The 17460-nt window shown below is 69.4% G+C and carries 15 protein-coding genes; 4 read left to right on the forward strand and 11 right to left on the reverse strand.

The window, feature by feature from the left end:
- Positions 1-3: 3 nt before the first annotated feature.
- From HQ312_RS03705 to HQ312_RS03720, 4 genes are all read right to left on the reverse strand, one after another.
- Complete coding sequence (locus HQ312_RS03705) at positions 4-771, reverse strand: LLM class F420-dependent oxidoreductase (protein WP_027505998.1); 768 nt, start codon at positions 769-771, stop codon at positions 4-6.
- A 52-nt stretch (positions 772-823) separates the two neighbouring features.
- Positions 824-1342 carry a TIGR04338 family metallohydrolase gene (locus HQ312_RS03710; protein ID WP_056440909.1) on the reverse strand — a complete coding sequence of 173 codons (519 nt, stop codon included), beginning with the start codon at positions 1340-1342 and terminating at the stop codon, positions 824-826.
- The gene (locus HQ312_RS03715) at positions 1339-2154 is read right to left on the reverse strand and encodes a DUF2786 domain-containing protein (protein WP_222637862.1); all 816 of its coding nucleotides are present in this window, start codon (positions 2152-2154) and stop codon (positions 1339-1341) included. The genes HQ312_RS03710 and HQ312_RS03715 overlap by 4 nt, the downstream gene beginning before the upstream one ends.
- Positions 2155-2267: 113 nt before the next feature.
- Positions 2268-5717: a BREX system ATP-binding domain-containing protein gene (locus HQ312_RS03720; protein ID WP_222637863.1), complete on the reverse strand. Its 3450-nt coding sequence runs from the start codon at positions 5715-5717 to the stop codon at positions 2268-2270.
- 134 nt (positions 5718-5851) lie between these two features.
- Between HQ312_RS03720 and HQ312_RS03725 the strand changes: the two genes are divergently transcribed.
- Positions 5852-6394 (forward strand): hypothetical protein, encoded by a 543-nt coding sequence (locus HQ312_RS03725; protein ID WP_056440918.1) that lies wholly within the window; start codon positions 5852-5854, stop codon positions 6392-6394.
- Between the two features lie 67 nt (positions 6395-6461).
- Here the strand turns inward: HQ312_RS03725 and HQ312_RS03730 are convergent, their stop codons facing one another.
- From HQ312_RS03730 to HQ312_RS03745, 4 genes are all read right to left on the reverse strand, one after another.
- Positions 6462-7553, reverse strand: coding sequence for an inositol-3-phosphate synthase (locus HQ312_RS03730; RefSeq protein WP_027506003.1), 1092 nt, complete (start codon positions 7551-7553; stop codon positions 6462-6464).
- On the reverse strand, positions 7546-8184 hold the full coding sequence (locus HQ312_RS03735) for a PadR family transcriptional regulator (protein ID WP_027506004.1): 639 nt from the start codon (positions 8182-8184) through the stop codon (positions 7546-7548). The genes HQ312_RS03730 and HQ312_RS03735 overlap by 8 nt, the downstream gene beginning before the upstream one ends.
- 127 nt (positions 8185-8311) lie before the next feature.
- Entirely contained in the window at positions 8312-9151 is an 840-nt protein-coding gene (locus HQ312_RS03740) for a DUF1707 domain-containing protein (protein WP_222637864.1), read from the reverse strand.
- Positions 9152-9160: 9 nt separating this feature from the next.
- Positions 9161-9958 carry a DUF1707 domain-containing protein gene (locus tag HQ312_RS03745; RefSeq protein WP_222637865.1) on the reverse strand — a complete coding sequence of 266 codons (798 nt, stop codon included), beginning with the start codon at positions 9956-9958 and terminating at the stop codon, positions 9161-9163.
- Positions 9959-10096: 138 nt separating this feature from the next.
- Here HQ312_RS03745 and HQ312_RS03750 point away from each other — a divergent pair, with 138 nt between their 5' ends.
- The 3 genes from HQ312_RS03750 to HQ312_RS03760 all read left to right on the forward strand — a co-directional run bounded on the left by HQ312_RS03750 (position 10097) and on the right by HQ312_RS03760 (position 14905).
- Positions 10097-10516, forward strand: a complete 420-nt coding sequence (locus tag HQ312_RS03750; protein ID WP_056695695.1) for a DUF5318 domain-containing protein — start codon at positions 10097-10099, stop codon at positions 10514-10516.
- A 655-nt stretch (positions 10517-11171) separates the two neighbouring features.
- Positions 11172-13262, forward strand: a complete 2091-nt coding sequence (locus HQ312_RS03755; protein WP_081821327.1) for a transglycosylase domain-containing protein — start codon at positions 11172-11174, stop codon at positions 13260-13262.
- Positions 13263-13387: 125 nt separating this feature from the next.
- Complete coding sequence (locus tag HQ312_RS03760) at positions 13388-14905, forward strand: glycosyltransferase family 87 protein (protein WP_222638091.1); 1518 nt, start codon at positions 13388-13390, stop codon at positions 14903-14905.
- On the opposite strand, the gene HQ312_RS03765 is transcribed toward HQ312_RS03760, so the two are convergent.
- Genes HQ312_RS03765 through HQ312_RS03775 form a run of 3 tightly spaced genes read right to left on the reverse strand, consistent with a single transcriptional unit; the run spans position 14868 to position 17453 of the window.
- Positions 14868-15335, reverse strand: coding sequence for a universal stress protein (locus tag HQ312_RS03765; protein ID WP_027506008.1), 468 nt, complete (start codon positions 15333-15335; stop codon positions 14868-14870). The genes HQ312_RS03760 and HQ312_RS03765 overlap by 38 nt on opposite strands.
- Positions 15336-15357: 22 nt before the next feature.
- Positions 15358-16587 (reverse strand): TerD family protein, encoded by a 1230-nt coding sequence (locus HQ312_RS03770; RefSeq protein ID WP_231476359.1) that lies wholly within the window; start codon positions 16585-16587, stop codon positions 15358-15360.
- A 38-nt stretch (positions 16588-16625) separates the two neighbouring features.
- Complete coding sequence (locus tag HQ312_RS03775) at positions 16626-17453, reverse strand: HAD family hydrolase (RefSeq protein ID WP_222638092.1); 828 nt, start codon at positions 17451-17453, stop codon at positions 16626-16628.
- Between the last annotated feature and the right edge of the window lie 7 nt (positions 17454-17460).

The following is a 17460-nucleotide window of genomic DNA, read 5'->3' on the forward strand; positions in this document are numbered from 1 at the left end:
CTGTCAACCCTGGTGCGACCGCGCCCAGGAGATCGCGCCGGTCAGCTCGGTGAGGTCGTAGTCGGGGCCGTTGACGCCGACGGTGAAGAGGGTGGCTCCGGCGTCGACGAAGGCCTGCGCGTCGTCCGCGCCCGGCCACGCCACCGATCGCTCGATCTGCGACACGTCGCGGCCGACGGTCTCACCGTGTCCGGCCAGGACCTCGGACTTGTGCTTCAGCGCGTCCAGGTCGGCGAAGCTGTGCCAGACGTCGGCGTAGCGGGCGACCATCTTGAGCGTCTTCTTCTCACCGCCACCGCCGATGAGAATCGGGATGTGGCGAGTGGGCGCCGGATTGCCGACGGCGAGACGCGAGGTGATGCGGGCGAGACTCTCGTCGAGCAGTGCCAGGCGTGAGCCGGCGGTGCCGAAGTCGTAGCCGAAGTTGTCGTAGTCCTTCTGGTTCCACCCGGCGCCGATGCCCAGGATCAGCCGTCCTCCACTGATGTGGTCCACGGTGCGCGCCATGTCGGCCAGCAGGTCGGGATTGCGGTAGCCGCCGCCGGTGACGAGCGCGCCGATCTCGACGTTCGAGGTCTGCTCGGCCCAGGCGCCCAGCATCGTCCAGCACTCGAAGTGGGCGCCGTCGAGGTCGCCGTACAACGGGTAGAAGTGATCCCAGTTGAAGACGATGTCCACGCCGGCGTCCTCGGACCGCAACACCGCGTCGCGGATGAGGCCGTAATCGGGGGCGTGTTGGGGCTGAAGCTGAACTCCGATGCGAACGGACATGTGTGATCCTTCGGTGAGTGCGCTGGCTGTCGCTTCCATGGTGCCCGGCCTGTCAACCGATGCGCACTCCACACGAGTGCATCGTCGCGCGGAGGACGAAACCTGCCTCGGCGCCGATGATCTCCGAGACCAGGGTGAGATAGCGATCGACGAACGCGCCGCCGTGGGCCGGTTCGGGGTGGTCGTCCGGATCGCCGGGTTCGAGATGGTGCGCGATCTCGTGCAGCACCACCATCTCGCGCAGGGCCCAGGCGCGTCCCCGTACGTGGAGTGGGACAGCGATGGTGGCGGTGTCGACCTCGTAGTGCGCGGCGCCCGCGCCCGAGCGGGCCCGGACCCGTACCGGGACCGCCGCGCGTGGCCACTCGCTGCGCACCCAGTCCAGAGCGGTGACGCCGTCGACGTAGGTCTGGACCGAGTCGAGCGAGGCGAAGCGCCGCTCGATCGGCAGGGTGACCGTGGACCCGAGGATCTCGACGGTGCGCAGGCCCCGTTCGTCCGCGCGGTCGAACATGGTGCGGACCTGATGCTCGGCGTCGTAGACGCGGGAGCGCTGGCTGTCGCGGGTCACCGTTCGAGTTGTCCTCGGGGGCCGCCGATCTCGCTCTGATTGCCCAGGCGTGCACGTCGACCGGCGTGGTCTCCGGCTCGCCGAGCCTCCGACGAGTACGAGCGACCCGAGCTGCCGCGCCAGGTACCCCGGGCGGTGGAAGCGGACCGGTAGAAGTCGCGCAGCTCGATCTCCTTGTGACGCAACACCAGTGCGGTGCCGGCCTCGGGAGCTTCCGTGGCGACCGCCTCGGCCTCGGCCTCCTTCTTGACGGCGGCCAGGCGCTCGCCGACCCGGTGCGCGAACGCGGTCTGGAACTCGATCCTGGCAGTGACGCCGGCGAGCGGCGCCCGCTCGACCGTGCGATAGCGCCGGCGTCCTCGGACGACGGTGACCTCACGGTCCACGGTGGCGTCCCGGTACGCACCCGACGAGATGTACGTGTCGCTCGCGCGCACCATCTGCACGAGCAGGCTCGCGTACAGGGCCTCGCACGTGTCGATGTCGCTCTCGAACCCGTACGCGAAGACCTGCGTCGACGACTGCGCCACGTCGCACTGCACGTCGTTCGCGCGGGCGATGGCCACGAACAGCAGGACGTAGGTGCGCAGGCCCTTCTTGCCGTGCTCCCCGATGTGGACGACGCGCTGCACCGGCGTCGCCCGCTTCTCGCGCGAGGCGGTGTGCGAGCGTGCCACGGCCAGATCGACCGAGGCGGCGGTCGCGAGACGCTGCGCGGCCTCCATGAACGCCTCGGCCTCGTGGGGATTGTCCGTGGACTCGGCCTGACGCAGAAGCCCACCGATGCGGGCCACCATCCTGTCTGAACTCACGGGCCGAGAGTACGCCCGGACCAGCCGTGAGCCGGGCCCACCGAGCGTCCCCGGGGACGGCCGTCCACAGGCGCTCGCAGGGTCTTGCGGACGGCCGCGTCGGCGAGTAGCAGTCAGCGCTCGGAGTTCTCCACCAGTGCCGCGACGGCGTCGATGCGCCGCCGGACCGCCGAGGCTCCGATAACGTCCGCACGGGTGCGGGCCGACGCCAGAGCGCGGGCCGCGAGCCGTCCGGTGCGGGCGTGCTCGATGCGGAGACCGAGATACGCGTCCTCCGCGCTCCATCCCTCGAAGCCGCGGGCGACGTGCAGGCGCCGCGCGGCGTGCAGATGGCGACCCGCTCGCTCGACGTGACCGGTGGCCAGGGACGCGTCGGCCAGGTGGTGGTGCACCACGCCGAAGACGCTCGGGGCGACCGACACGGTCTGCTCCGCGTAGGGCAGCAACCGTTCGTACACGTCGGTGCACACCAGTGTGTTGCCCACCGTGGCACCGGCACGGGCGATGAAGGTCATCGACATCAGCCAGAGCATGTCCGGGGCGATCGCCGCGAGCCGTTGCTCGTCGTACCAGTCCATCAGCTCGCGCGCCTCGTCCATGCGTCCGACGTCGGCGAGCGAGGACGCCACGACCGGGCGGAACGCCGGGATCAGGTCGAACATCGTGGCCATCTCGTCGCGCCGATCCGCGAAGTGCCGGAGATCTCCGCGCATCGTCCGGAGGGTGAGGATCGACGTGTGTTCGCGGCCGTAGGTGTGGCTGCCGAGCGCGGCGTCGGGCGTCTCGCAGATCCGTGCCAGCACGGTCTCCGCGCGCACCAGTCGTCCTGCCGACACGTCCACGCCGAACTTGGAACACACCATGGCCCAAGTCATCTCGGGGTCGTCCGCGAGATCGGCCCGGGTCACCGCCGCGAGTGTCGAGTCGGCGCCGCCGAGGTCGCCGAACGCCTGCTGGGTCCTGGCCAGGATGGTGGCGGCGGACGGATCGCGATGCCGCCGAGACGATGTCGACTCCAGCTCGACGAGGCGCGTCATCGCCTCCTGGCGCAGATCCCAGCACTGGGGCACCAGGAGGCACCACAGCATCGCGCGCAGCGCCGACTCGAGGGCACTGCGGTCTCCCACCGAATGCGCCAGCGTCACAGCCTGTTCGAGAAGGTCTCGGCGTTCCTTCCAGTCATCGGTCCAGCTCAGCTCCATGGCCAGCAGTACCAGGACCTTGGCCGTGGCGGCGCTGTTCGAGCGGCCGGAGTCCTCGAGGACGTGCAGTGCGTCGTGCAGGCTGTCGAGTCGTTCCGGCAACGGGTCGAACATCTGGAACAGGCCCGCACCACTGATCGTGTCCGCCAGCGTCGCGTCGACCTGTAGGTCGACGTCGACCAGTCTCCGCGCCATGGCGATCGCGTCGAAGAGAGTGGCCCGGTAGGACCGGTCGATGCACTTACGCTGCGCCCGGCCGAGGTCGATCAGCAGTCGGCACCGCTCGCGGGAGTCGCCGTGCGGCACCATCTTCCGAAGGGCGGTCCGGTACCCCACCACCGCGTCCTCGTACGCGGACACCGCGTAGGCGGCGTCGCCGGCACGCCGCGCGTAGAGCGCGGCCTCGGAGCGGTCGGAGTCCAGCGCCCTGCCGAAGTGGTACGCGATGCGCGCGAGTTCGTCGGCGGTGGTGTCGGCACCGAGATCGACCAGGGCCCGAGCCACGTCGGAGTGCATCTGCGCTCGCCGCGCCCCGGGTATCGCGTCGTACAGAGTCGACTGCACGAGAGCGTGTCTCATCACCAGCTCGTCGTCGGTGTCGCCGGCGACCAGGAAGTTCACGGCCAGCAGTTCGTCGAGGGTCTCGGCGAAACGGAGATCGGACGGGATCGTCGAGGCGGCCCGCAGCAGCGGGCGCGAGACCGTCACCCCGGTCACCGCGCACAGTTCGAGCAGAGTGACTGCGTCACAGCTGAGTTCGCGACTCGCGAGACGCACCGCGTCCGTGACCGTGAAGGGGAGCGAGCCGCCGGGTTCGCGCTCGTGTGCCGCGATGACGGCTGCGACCAGCAGGGCGGAGCCACCCGTCCGTGCCACGATGGCCTCGGGGTCGAGGGTCGAGTTCTGCTCGCGGAGGAGGTCGTGCACCGCGGCCAGAGACAGTCCGCCCAGGGTGATCTCGCGGAACCCCGCCGACAACCGGGTGACGTCGAGGGTCGCCTGGAGTTCCGGGGACACGAGGTTCTCGTCCCGCACGGTGGCGAGGATGCAGAGTCGGTCGTTCTGCGTCGACCGCGCGAGATGGCGGACCAGGGCGGCCGTCGTGCCGGAGGCCCACTGCAGGTCGTCGATCACGAGCAGGGTCGGGGCCTGTCGAGCGGGCCCGACGAGCCACCGCTGCACCGCGTCGGACGCCCCTGTGCGGTCGTCGTCCACGTGCGGGGGGATGAGGTCCCCGAATCGACGTGCGGCCCCGGGGATGATGCCGAGGATGTCGGCGCCGTTGGTCCGCAGCCACTGACGCGCTCCGATGACGCCGCGCGAGTCGAGGTCGCGGGTGACCGCCTCCACGAACGGTTCGTACGGGATGGTCGAGTGTTCGCTGCAGCGACCCGACACGACGTCCGTCCCGGCGGCGCGGGCACGCTGCATCACGGCGCGGGCGAGTGACGTCTTTCCTGCCCCCGGCGGACCCGAGACCAGGAGAAACCGTCCATGACCGGCAGTGGCCGCCTCGAGGTCCTCGACGATGCGGCTCATCTCGACATCGCGTCCGACGAAGGCGGATCCCACCGGCGGCTCCTCGCGCTGCGGTGGGGTGGTCTCGGTGTCGTCCTCCAACAACTCCAGGTACAGCGACTGGGTCTCGCGTGAGGGGCTCACCCCGAGCCGGTCCGCCAGCACCGCTCGGCATCGCGCCGCCGCCCCGAGAGCCTGTCCGCGGTCGCCCAGTGCCACGTAGCCACGCATGGCGATGCGGTACGCGCTCTCGCGCAGGGGGTCGGCTGCCAGCAGGGACTCCGCGGAGGACACGGCATTCTCGAACGCACCCAGATCCATCGACGCGGTGGCGTCCGCTTCGAGGGCCGTGAGCCGCAGGTCGTCGAACTCTCGCCGGACGTCGTCCGCCCACGCGCCGTGGGCTCCGACGAGCACGGGTTCGGCGAGCAGACGCAACGCCGTCCGGGCATCGCGGGCGCGGTCCGCGGGTGATCCCTCCGTGCGCCGGCACGCGTCCCGGATCTCCTCGAGATCGACCGTGGTGTCCGGCGGAAGAGTCAGACGCACCATGCCGGTACGGGACACGATCGACGTACCCGCGATGTCCGCGGCGTCGAGAACGTCCCGCACCTTCGAGATCACCCCACGCAGCACAGAATTCCAGGTGCGCGGCCGCTTCTCGGGCCAGAGCAGGTCCGCCAACTCGTCGTGCGAGACCTCTCGATGGCGATTGAGCGTCAGATACGACAGCAGTTCGACGCAGCGCGGCCCACCGATGATGCGGGGATCGACCACCCGAGAGCCACGCTCGACGGTGACGGCACCGACGAGTCGGACGGAAGCGGGTGAGTCACTCGTCACCGGACAAGTCTAGTCAGCTGTGCGTATTCGCGCCGCACGCAGGCACTTTTGCACTTCTTGTGCACGCGTCGGGCACGGTGAGTCAAGGAGAATCCGGCCGACCCGGCCGGCGCACGACCCTCAGGAGCGACCCCATGCCTCGAACCTCCGTCACGGCCTGCCTGCTGGCGGGGTCCGTCGCCTCGCCCCTGTGCCCACAGCGGAGCCACCGACTGGGTTCCGGCCCGTCCTGCGGTACCGCGGACGTCGCGTCCGACGGGATGTTCACCTACTCGCGTACGGCGTCCGTGGACCGGTGGGAGGACGACCCGTCGTCCTTCGGCTCCGATCGCTTCACCATCGTCGTCACCGACGGGGACCACGAGGTGGGGGAGATCGTGATCACGCCGGTGTTGTCCACGAGTGCGACGGAACCGATCACGGCCGTCGGCGTGGTCACCACCGAGGGCACCGTCGTGACGTACGAGCACGACGCGGCGGCGTCCGCACGTCGCCGACCGCTCACGGAATCGTCTCCTCCGCGGGGGCCGCGCGTGACGGGTGCGCATCATCGACTCGCCGTCGTCCGCTTCGGTACCGAGACCTGCGATCAGACGTTCCAGGTGTTCGTGTCCGACGGTGTCCGCGGCACCACGTCGTACCTGCTCGGCGTCCCCGACGGCCCGCTCGACCGGTGAGACGCCGACGGGGTCGCCGCGGCCGAGTGATCGACCGTGACGACCCCGTCGGGACGTTCGCGAGTGGCTACTGCTCGTCGGAGCCGATGATGAACGCCTCGAGCTGCTGACGAGCGATGTCGTCGGCGAGCTGCTTCGGCGGGCTCTTCATCAGGTACGCGGACGCGGGCACGACAGGTCCGCCGATTCCGCGGTCCTGAGCGATCTTCGCTGCGCGCACGGCGTCGATGATGACGCCGGCGGAGTTCGGGGAGTCCCAGACCTCGAGCTTGTACTCGAGGTTCAGCGGGACGTCACCGAACGCGCGACCCTCGAGGCGGACGTAGGCCCACTTGCGGTCGTCGAGCCAGCCGACGTGATCGGACGGGCCGATGTGCACGTCCTTCGCATTGAACTCACGCTGCAGGTTGGACGTGACGGCCTGCGTCTTCGAGATCTTCTTCGACTCGAGGCGCGTGCGCTCGAGCATGTTGAGGAAGTCCATGTTGCCGCCGACGTTCAGCTGCATCGTGCGATCGAGCTGGACGCCGCGATCCTCGAACAGCTTGGCCATGACGCGGTGGGTGATGGTGGCACCGACCTGGCTCTTGATGTCGTCGCCGACGATGGGCACACCGGCGTCGGTGAACTTCTTGGCCCAGACCGGATCGGACGCGATGAAGACGGGCAGCGCGTTGACGAACGCGACCTTCGCGTCGATGCAGGCCTGCGCGTAGAACTTGTCGGCTTCTTCGGATCCGACGGGCAGGTAGGAGACGAGCACGTCGACCTTCGCGTCACGCAGTGCCTGCGCCACGTCGACCGGCTCCGCGTCGGAGATCTCGATGGTCTCCGAGTAGTACTTGCCGATGCCGTCGAGTGTCGGGCCGCGCTGGACGCTGACGTCGCTCGGGGGCACGTCGGCGATCTTGATGGTGTTGTTCTCGCTGTTGAAGATGGCTTCGGACAGATCGAAGCCGACCTTCTTGGCGTCCACGTCGAACGCGGCGACGAACTCGACGTCGCGGACGTGGTACTTGCCGAACTTCACGTGCATGAGGCCGGGAACGGTGGTGTTCTCGTCGGCGTCCTTGTAGTACTGCACGCCCTGAACCAGGGACGACGCGCAGTTACCCACGCCCACAATGGCCACGCGCACCGCAGTGCTGTTGTCACTCATGGTCGGGTTCTCCTTCTTTTCCGTATCGGGTGGCCGGAGCCGACGTGCTCTCCGGGTGTGCCACGGCCGAGGTGTCGGTCGTGGGTGCGGGCGGTGGACTCTCCGAAGTGATCGCCATTGCCTCGGCAGCGATCAATTCGTTGAGCCACCGCACTTCGCGCTCGCTCGACTCGAGGCCGAGCTGATGCAATCCGCGCGTGTACCTGTCCAACGACCCACTTGCTCGGCCGATGGCGTCGCGGAGCCCCTCACGGCGCTCCTCGACCTGGCGACGCCGACCTTCGAGTATCCGCATCCGCGCCTCAGCGGGGGTGCGCCCGAAAAAGGCCAGGTGTACGCCGAATCCATCATCTGTGTAGTTCTGCGGACCCGTGTCCGCGACCAGCTCGGTGAACCGAGCTCGGCCGGCCGGCGTGAGTTCGTAGACACGACGTGCCCGACGCTTGACGGCGCCCTGGACTCCGGGGTTCTCGACGATGAGCCCGTCCGCCTGCATACGACGCAAGGTGGGGTAGAGCGAACCGTACGAGAAGGCCCGGAAGGCACCGAGAAGTCCGGTGAGTCGCTTACGAAGCTCGTAACCGTGCATGGGTGTCTCCAGGAGCAGGCCGAGGATCGCCAGTTCGAGCATGTGCGGTCCCCTTCCCGTTCCGACCCGAGTCCGCGTCGAGATGACGCTCGCTCACTATAACCGCCACATGTATCGGGCCGATATATGGGGGTACATGTAACTGTCGAGAACATGAACACGGGCCCCGTCAGGGACGGTGGGGGCTGACCCGCGTGACCTCACCGGCCAGGGTGGCCTGCAGGTATCCACCGCGGCCGTCCGCATCCGCGGCGTAGACCAGTACCTCCGGCACTCCCTCGTTGCGCACGAGCACGTGGGTGACCGACGCGTCCGGTACCTCGACGAACGACGCGGAACCCGCCATCAGGCCCGCCAGTGCCGCGACGTCGAGCGCGGTGAGGTCGAAGGGCAGCTCGTCCGTCTCCCTCGGGCTCGTCGCGGCGGACTCCTCGAAACCGCCGCGGACCGACACGTCGCGCACGCGGTCGCTCTCGGCGAGGCGGGTCAGAGAGGCGCGATCGTCCGACGGGTACAACGCCAACTCGGTGACCTCGGGGTCGCCGAATCGTGTGATCCACCGGTCGCGGAAGTCGGCCAGGCCCTCCGGGGTGTCGAACACGAAGGGTCGCGCGACGATCGGCGTCACGGTGCCCGCGGCCGTCGCTCCCGGGCCGACGGACGACGACGGAGCCGCGACGCTCGGCGACGACGGTGCATCGGATCCGCGGACCGCCAGCACGACGGCGACTCCGAGGACGAGGACCACGACGAGCAGACCCACGATCACCGGGCGCCGGGACGGTCCGGGTGCGGGCCGTATCGCCTCGGGCAGCGGTACGGCCGCCTGCAGATCGGCGGCCAACGCGTGGAGATCGCCCAGTGTCGTCGCCGTTCTCGCCGCCGCCACCCGTGACCGGTGCTCGTCGAACGTCAGCTGCCCGTCCGCGTACGCGGTGTCGAGAGCGGTCGCGACCACGGCGCGATCGATGTCACGGGCGCACAGTCGTCGATCCTGTCCGGTCGCCATCGTCGTCTCCTACTCGGTCGGATCGAACGGGGTGACGCTGAGGAAGTCGCCCGACAGGGACGCCTCGAGGTATCCGTCCTCGTTCGCGGCCTCGTTGCTCGCGTGCAGGCTGATCGCGGGGCCGGCGCCGGTGTCACGGACGAACAGGTACAGCGAGTCGATCTCGGCGATGTTCAGGCTCGCGCCGGCGCCCAGAACCAACCCGCCGAGCACGCCGGGGCCCAGGTCGGCGAGGTCGACGGTCGCCGTCTCACGGTCCCTGTCCGCGTCGTCCGACTGTCTCCACTCGCCGTCGCGGTACTGATAACGCCTCTCCCGGCCCGGATCGTCGGGACTCGGCGCCCTCAGCAGCGCGTACTCGGAGTAGAACATCAGCTCGTCGACGACGGTGGTTCCCAGCAGCATGCCCGTCGACGCCACGATGTCGTCCATCGCGCGCGGTTCGAGATAGCCGGCCGAGCCGTAGGTGCCGGTCGCGCTGTCGTCGGACGCACAGGCGCGGACACCGAAGAACAGGAGTGCGGCGACGACCAGGAGAACAGCCCACCGGATCACCGCGCTCAGCACGCTCGGCCGACCCCGACGGGAGAGCCCCGCGGCTGCCGTCCCGGGCGACGCCATCGGAGCCAAATCGGACTCGCCCTGCAGATCGCCGATCAGATCGTGGAGGTCCTCGAGCGCACGTGCATCGGTGGCGAGGGCGATACGGGTGGCGTGCTCCTCGGCGTCGATCTGGCCGTCCGCGAGCGCACGGTCCAGCGCGGCGCACGCGTGCACTCTGTCCTGGTCACGCGCTCTGACACCCACAGATCGGACCGTCGGCATCGCCAGATGGTAGGCCCGTGGACCGGGTCCCTCAAGTGCTCCGGCTCCACGGCTCCGCTCCAGCGCACGGGACGGGGTCGAGCACCACCCCACCTCGACGGCGCACGTACTCTGGTCACCGTGAGATCACAGCGGCAGGTGGTGGACTACGCGTTGCAGCGCAAGTCGCTGCTCGCCGAGGTCTACTCCGGACGAACGGCGATGGCCCAGGTCTGCGACGCCGATCCCTACCTCCTCCGAGCGGCCAAGTTCCACGGTCGGCCGTCCACCGTGGCGTGCCCCATCTGCCGGAAGGAGCAGCTCACGCTGGTCTCCTGGGTGTTCGGAGAGAAGCTCGGGACGATGAACGGCTCGGCCCGGACCGCGGACGAGCTCACCCGCCTCGCCGGCACGCAGGAGGAGTTCTCCGTGCACGTCGTCGAGGTCTGCCGAACCTGCAGTTGGAACCACCTCGTGCAGTCGTACGTCCTGGGTGCCGTTCCGGCGCCCAAGAGCCCCCGCACACGCTCCGCCTCCCGCCGACGCACGGCCAGTGAGTGACGGACGCAGGTCGTCGGCGGTACCGTCCGTCGGTGGTCCCCCGCGCAACCGAGTCGAACGAGCCCGACGCACACGTGACCGTCGCCACCTGGTCACACGTGCGTCCTGACAGTGGAGTACGTGAGTGAGTTCCCCCTACGACAGTTCCGGTGACGATCGCGGGCGTCCGTCCGGCCGCCACGGTCGACCCGACGGGCCCGGGGAACCACCGCGTCACGGGCGCCCGAGCCACGAGCCGGTCCGCGATCCCCAGCAGCGGCCGTCGGGCCCACCCCCACCGCGTGCGCCTCGCCGGGACGGCCCCGGTGGTCCCCCACCGAGCTGGCCGCCGGCCGATCACCCGCGGCGCCCGGCCTACGGTCCGCCGTCCTACGACGATCGTGGACCGGACACCACCCAGATTCCCCCGACCGCGCCCCCGCCGCGGTCGCAGGCGTTCTCGCAGCCGCGCCCGTACTCGGACGATCCACGGGCGACCGACGTTCCACCCTCCCGGCCCGTGACGTCCCACTCGCGTGGCGACGCCGACGGTGACCGGGACCGGTTCGGTGGAGGACCCACCGAACCGCCATCAGGAGGTACTGCCACGAAGACGAAGAAGAAGTCGAAGTGGAAGGTCCTGCGGCGCACGCTGTACGGCTTGATCGCGCTGGGCATGGTCGTTCCTGTCCTGGTGTTCATGGTCGCGTACGTCGTCGAGGACGTTCCGCGGCCCGGTGACATCAAGACCAACCAGGTCGCCACCGTCCTCGCGTCGGACGGAACGTCCGTCCTCGGCACGGTGGTCCCTCCCGAGGGCAACCGCACCGATGTCGAGATCGGACAGATCCCCGAGCACGTCCGCAATGCGGTGTTGTCGGCCGAGGATCGTGACTTCTACTCCAACCCCGGATTCTCGGTCACCGGCTTCGCACGCGCCGCTCGCGACAACGTGCTCGGGCGCGACAGCGCCGGTGGTGGATCCACCATCACGCAGCAGTACGTGAAGAACGCGCTCGTGGGGTCCGAGCGGACGCTCACCCGCAAGATGCGCGAGCTGGTCATCTCCTCGAAGATGGCGCGTCAGTGGACCAAGGACGACATCCTCGCCGCGTACCTCAACACCATCTACTTCGGCCGCGGCGCGTACGGCATCGCGGCGGCGTCGAAGGCGTACTTCGACAAGCCCGTCGAGCAGTTGAGCGTCGAGGAGGGTGCCGTGCTCGCGGCCACCATCCAGCAGCCCTCCGGACTCGATCCGGAGAACAACCCGACGGGTGCGCAGAGCCGCTGGAACTACGTCCTCGACGGCATGGTCACGATGGGTGCGCTCGATCAGACCCAGCGTCAGGCGATGCAGTACCCGCAGTGGCGACCGCTCGCCTCGGTGGACAGCGGCGACGCCGCCGACGCCGGCCCGAACGGACTGATCAAGAACCAGGTGCTCAAGGAGCTCACCGCGTCGGGCATCAGTGAGCAGGACCTGAACACCGCCGGACTGCAGATCACCACGACGATCGATCCGCAGGATCAGCAGGCCGCCATCGACGCCGTGAACTCCAACATGGAGGGTGAACCGTCCGAGCTGCGCACGGCGTCGGTGTCGATCGACCCCCGCACCGGTGCGGTGCGCTCGTACTACGGCGGTGTCGACGGCCGCGGCTTCGACTTCGCGCAGTCCGGCCTGCAGACCGGTTCGTCGTTCAAGGTCTTCGGCCTGGCGGCGGCTCTGGATCAGGGCATCCCGCTGTCGCAGATGTACGACAGCTCGCCGCTGACGGTCAACGGCATCTCCATCGGCAACGTCGAGGGCGAGTCCTGCGGCACCTGCACCATTGCCGAGGCGCTCAAGCGGTCGCTCAACACGAGCTTCTACCGGTTGCAGCTCAGCCTCGACGGCGGCCCGCAGGCAGTGGCCGACATGGCGCACCGCCTCGGTATCCCGACCGAGGTCGAGGGCATCGGCGAGACCCTGACCGAGCCGAACGGCGCCGGCCCCAACAACGGCATCGTGCTCGGGCAGTACCAGTCCCGTGTCATCGACATGGCCAGCGCCTACGCGACGCTCGCCGCATCGGGTACCTACCACGCACCGCACTTCGTGCAGAAGGTCGTGACGGCCGACGGCACCGTGTTGCTCGATCGCGGAGCGGACCCCGGCGAGCAGCGGGTCGACCCCGCCGTCGCGGACAACGTCACGGCGGCCATGCGTCCCATCGCGGGCTACTCGAACGGCCACAACCTGGCCGAGGGACGCGCCTCCGCCGCGAAGACCGGCACCGCGCAGCTCGGTGACACCGGCGAGAACAAGGACGCCTGGATGGTCGGGTACACGCCGTCTCTGGCGACGGCCGTGTGGGTCGGTACCGAGCAGGGCCTCCCGCTGGAGAACAGCTACGGGGGACCCATCTACGGCTCCGGACTTCCGTCGGACATCTGGAAGGACACGCTCGACGCGTCCCTCGAGGGCTCGCCCGTCGAGTCGTTCCCTGCACCGGGTGCGATCGCCGGCCAGGCCGGTGTGCCGCAGTACTCGGCACCCGCGCCGACACGGACCGCGGCGCCGCCCACGTCCTCTTCCGCAGCGCCGGAGCCCACGACGCCGGAGCCCGTCGCTCCGCCGGTCGTCGTCCCGTCGCAGGTCGAGATCCTGCCGGGCATCACCATTCCGGTTCCCGGTCTGGCCCCGGCGCCGGCGGAACCTTCCGCCGTCACCCCGCCCGACGACGGGGCGGCTCCGGAGCCGGCCACGCCGCCCGGCGGCTAGGGGTGACGGGCAGGCCGGAGGCCGGTCGGGACCATTCGTCCGACGAGTTGTTGGCGAGTCCGGGTGAGTTGGCGACGGATCGACGCTCCGCTCGTCGGCGCGATCGGCCGAGTCTGACCGACCCCATGGTCGCGGAGTTGTCGACGGTGGTCGGCGGCCCCGTGGGCAAGCACGCGTTGGTGGGGCGGCAGCGCCACATCACGCCACTGCGCGTGATCTTCGCGTTCACGGTCGTGTTTCTCGCGCTGGGCTGGTTCGGGAAGGCCGCGTGCATCCAGCAGGCCCCGAACAGCCCCGGCGGCGAGCTGGGACTCGACTGGAGCGGGAGCCGTCAGTACGTCGCGATGTGTTACTCCGACGTGGTCCCCCTCTACGGCGCGGAGCGACTCGATCAGGGCGCGTTCCCGTACAAGAAGTCGTGGGAGGAAACGGGTTCCGACGGTTCCACGATCACCCGGTACATGGAGTATCCGGTGGTGGCGGGGCTGTACCAGTACGTGTCGATGCAGGTGGCCCACGCGTGGTCTGCGGTCCCGTGGTTGCCGCAGGCGCTCACGGTCGCGCTGTATTTCAACGTGGTGGCGTTCGGCTCCGCCCTCGCCTGGCTCGTGACGATCTGGGCGACCACGATGTTGGCGGGACGTCGGGTGTGGGACGCCGCGCTGGCCGCGTGTTCTCCTCTGGTGATCGTGCACGTCTTCACCAACTTCGACGCTCTCGCAACGGCATTCGCCTCCGGTGGGTTGCTGGCGTGGGCGCGACGTAGGCCGGTGCTGGCCGGAGTCCTGCTCGGCATCGGGGGCGCGACGAAGCTCTACCCGCTGTTCCTGCTCGGTCCGCTCCTCGTGCTGTGCATCCGCACGGGGAACATCAGGGACTGGTCGCGGACCACGGCGGCGGCGCTCTCGGCGTGGGTTCTGGTCAATCTGCCCATCGCACTGCTGTTTCCGCGTGGCTGGTCGGAGTTCTTTCGACTGAACTCCGACCGCGGCGCCGATCCGGACTCGCTCTACAACGTGGCCCGGTCGTTCACCGGCTGGGCCGGATTCGACGGTCCGCTCGGTCCCGGGGAGAAGCCGGTGATCCTCAATCTCGTGACGGCGCTGCTCTTCGTGGTCGTGTGCCTCGCCATCGGCTGGGTGGCGCTGACGGCCCCGCGGCGTCCTCGCCTGATGCAGCTGTGTTTCCTCGTGGTCGCCGGTTTCCTGCTGACGAACAAGGTGTGGAGTCCGCAATACTCCCTGTGGTTGGTGCCGCTCGCGGTCCTGGCTCTGCCGCACCGGCGAATTCTGTTGGCGTGGATGACCATCGACGCACTCGTCTGGGTTCCGCGGATGATGTACTACCTGGGCGTGGCCGACAAGGGTCTGCCCGAGCAGTACTTCACGGCGACCGTCCTGGTGCGCGATCTCGCCGTCGTCGGATTGTGTGTCCTGGTGGTGCGGCAGATCTACCGGCCGGTGGACGATCTGGTGCGTCGCAGCGGCGACGACGATCCGGCCGGTGGTGTGCTCGACGGAGCACCCGACGCGTACCCGTCGTGGGTGCCGGCGATGGTGCGTCCGCGGCCCGTCGAGGTTCCGATCGCGGATGCGGCGCCACCGCCTAGGGCACCACGGTCACCGGCCACCGACCCAGCTTGACCAGTCGGACGGCGACGGAGCCGAAGATGCGGTGCCCGGCAGACTCGGACGTGCCCACGACGATCGCGTCGGCACGCAGTTCGTCGCCGACGGCGGCGAGTCCCATCGCCGGGTCGCCGCGGAACGTCCGGAACTCCCAGTTCACGTGCTGGTGCTCGCCGAAACGCACCACGTGGTCGCGGATCTCGGTGAGCAGCTGGTCCGCCACCTGGCTTCCCGAGTCGTAGACCACGCCGCTCGCCTGCGCGAAGGCGCCGGCCGCCAGCGTCTGCACGTAGACCAGCACGAGCTTGGAGTGCTGCCGGCGCGCCAGTCCGGCGGCGTACGCGGCCGCCCGCCAGGAGGAGTCGGAGCCGTCGAGGCCCACGACGATCAGCTTGGGGCCGTCCACTCCGTACTCGAAGACGGAGGGATCGTTCGACGAGGTCACGACCCGAGCCTACGACTCCTCGTCAGGAGAGGTACGGACGGAGCTGCGGCAACGCTTCGCCCGCGTGCTTGGCGTTGATGCCGTCGCCGATCGCCTGCAGCTTCCACTCGCTCCCGGCTCGGTACACCTTGGCCATGACCAGCCCGGTGAACGGCATGCCGCCCTGCAGCGTGAAGCGTGCCAGCTCGGTGTTGATCGTGTTGTCGACCAGGCGGGTGAAGGCGTTCGCCACCTGCTCGAAGGTTTGCCCGCGGTACGAGGTCACGATGAAGACGATCGAGCTCACATGGGCGGGCACCCGCGTCAGGTCCACCGTGATCACCTCGTCGTCGCCCTCGCCCTCGCCGGTGAGGTTGTCGCCCTGGTGGACGATCGACCCGTCCTTCGACCGCAGCTGGCCGAAGTAGACGACGTCGGCGTGCTTGTCGCCGGAGAACATCAGTGCCGAGGCGTCGAGATCGACGTCCGCGCTGCGCCCGCCTCCGAAGAAGCCGGCCTTCTTGATGGGGTCCCAGCCGAGGCCCATGCGGATGGTGGTCAGTGCGACGCCACCGTCCTTCTTCAGCGTCACCTTCTGACCCTTGGTGAGGCTGACGGGCCGAGCCTTCGTCAGGCTCACCTCGGCGGGGGCCGCGGGCGCAGAAGGTGCCGGAGGTGCCGCGGGCGGCGGCGTGGGGGCCGGCGGAGGTGTGGGAGCGGCAGGCGGAGGTGTGGGTGCAGCAGGCGCAGGCGCCGCTGCGGGAGCGTCGTCCACCGAGACCCCGTGGTCACCGACGAGAGCGGCGAACCCGCCCGCGTAACCCTGGCCCACGGCACGGACCTTCCAGCCGTCGCCGCGCCGGTACAGCTCGAGCGCGATGACGATGGACTCCGTCGTGAGGCCGTCCACGGTGTACGAGTAGAGCGTCGCACCGGTGCCGCCGTCGATCACGTGGGCGGTGGGCGCGGAGACGCGTCCGAAGCTGCTCGACGAGTCGTCGAGCGTGACGACGACTCGGATCTGCGTGATGTCGGCCGGGACCGCGGCGAGGGTCACGGCGACTTCCTGCGGCCCACCCTGGCCCGGAACCAGCTGCACACCGGGGCCGGAGGGCTGGTTGAAGAAGACGAAGTCGGCGTCGGAGCGAACCTTGCCGCTGTCGGTGACGAGCAGGGCGGAGATGTCCGCCGGTGCGGTCAGCTCGAGACCGATACGAACGGTGGCGGTGGACAGAGGAGCATTCTGTCCCTTGGTCAACGGCTGTGCAGCCACGTCTCGTCCTCTTCCGGGGTGGTCGGGTACGTCCGAATTCAGCGTACGTGTGTCGGCGGGGCAGCGGCGGAGCCCGACGTGCCGGCCGTTGCCCGGAACCAGTGCAGGATCTCCTCGCTCGCAGCACCGCCGGACCGTTCGGTGACCACGAGCCCGGGGGCGTCCCACTGCAGCAGTTCCAGTTCACCGTGCCGCGGACGGATGGCGGCGGTCGCGGCACGAAGCATCTCCGCGTCGAGGGCGCCGTCCCCGGCGGCGAGCACCGGGGCGTCGGCCTCCAGAGTTCCCGCGTTCACGCACCGTCGGCGCACCTCGGCGACGGCATGCGACTTGCACACCGCGTCGGGCATCGCATAGACCTTGCGGCCCTGCCGGGACACGCCCCAGCCGCGCTCGGTGCACCAGTGTGCGAACTCGTCGACGAAATCCTCGGGCATCGTCTCCACGTTCACGACGAGGTAGCAGAACAGATCGTCCGCCGTCCGCTGCGTGAGCACCCACGAGTCGTCGCCCCGCCGTGTCATCTCCGCGGTCACCTCCGCGAGCGGCGCCGCGGATCCGGCGACGGCGTCCTCGACGGCGCGGCGCCAGTCGAGATCCGGCTCACCGTCGACGAGGATGGTGGCCCCGTTGGTCGTGATCGCGTGCCGCCAGGGTGCTCCCGGCAGGGCGATGCGTCGGAACTGCTCGACGGTGCGCGTCGTGGTCGGCACCACCACCACCTCGGACGCGAGGCTGGTGAGCAGGTCCGCGGCGCGTGCGGTCATGTACGACAGCGGCGCACCCTCGTAGTACTCGACGCAGCGCACGTCGTCGTCGTGTCCGTCCGTGCGACCCTCCGCCAAGGCGGCGGCGCTGTAGATCATCGTGCGG

Source organism: Rhodococcus sp. BP-316, from assembly GCF_019836105.1.
Lineage (GTDB): Bacteria > Actinomycetota > Actinomycetes > Mycobacteriales > Mycobacteriaceae > Rhodococcoides.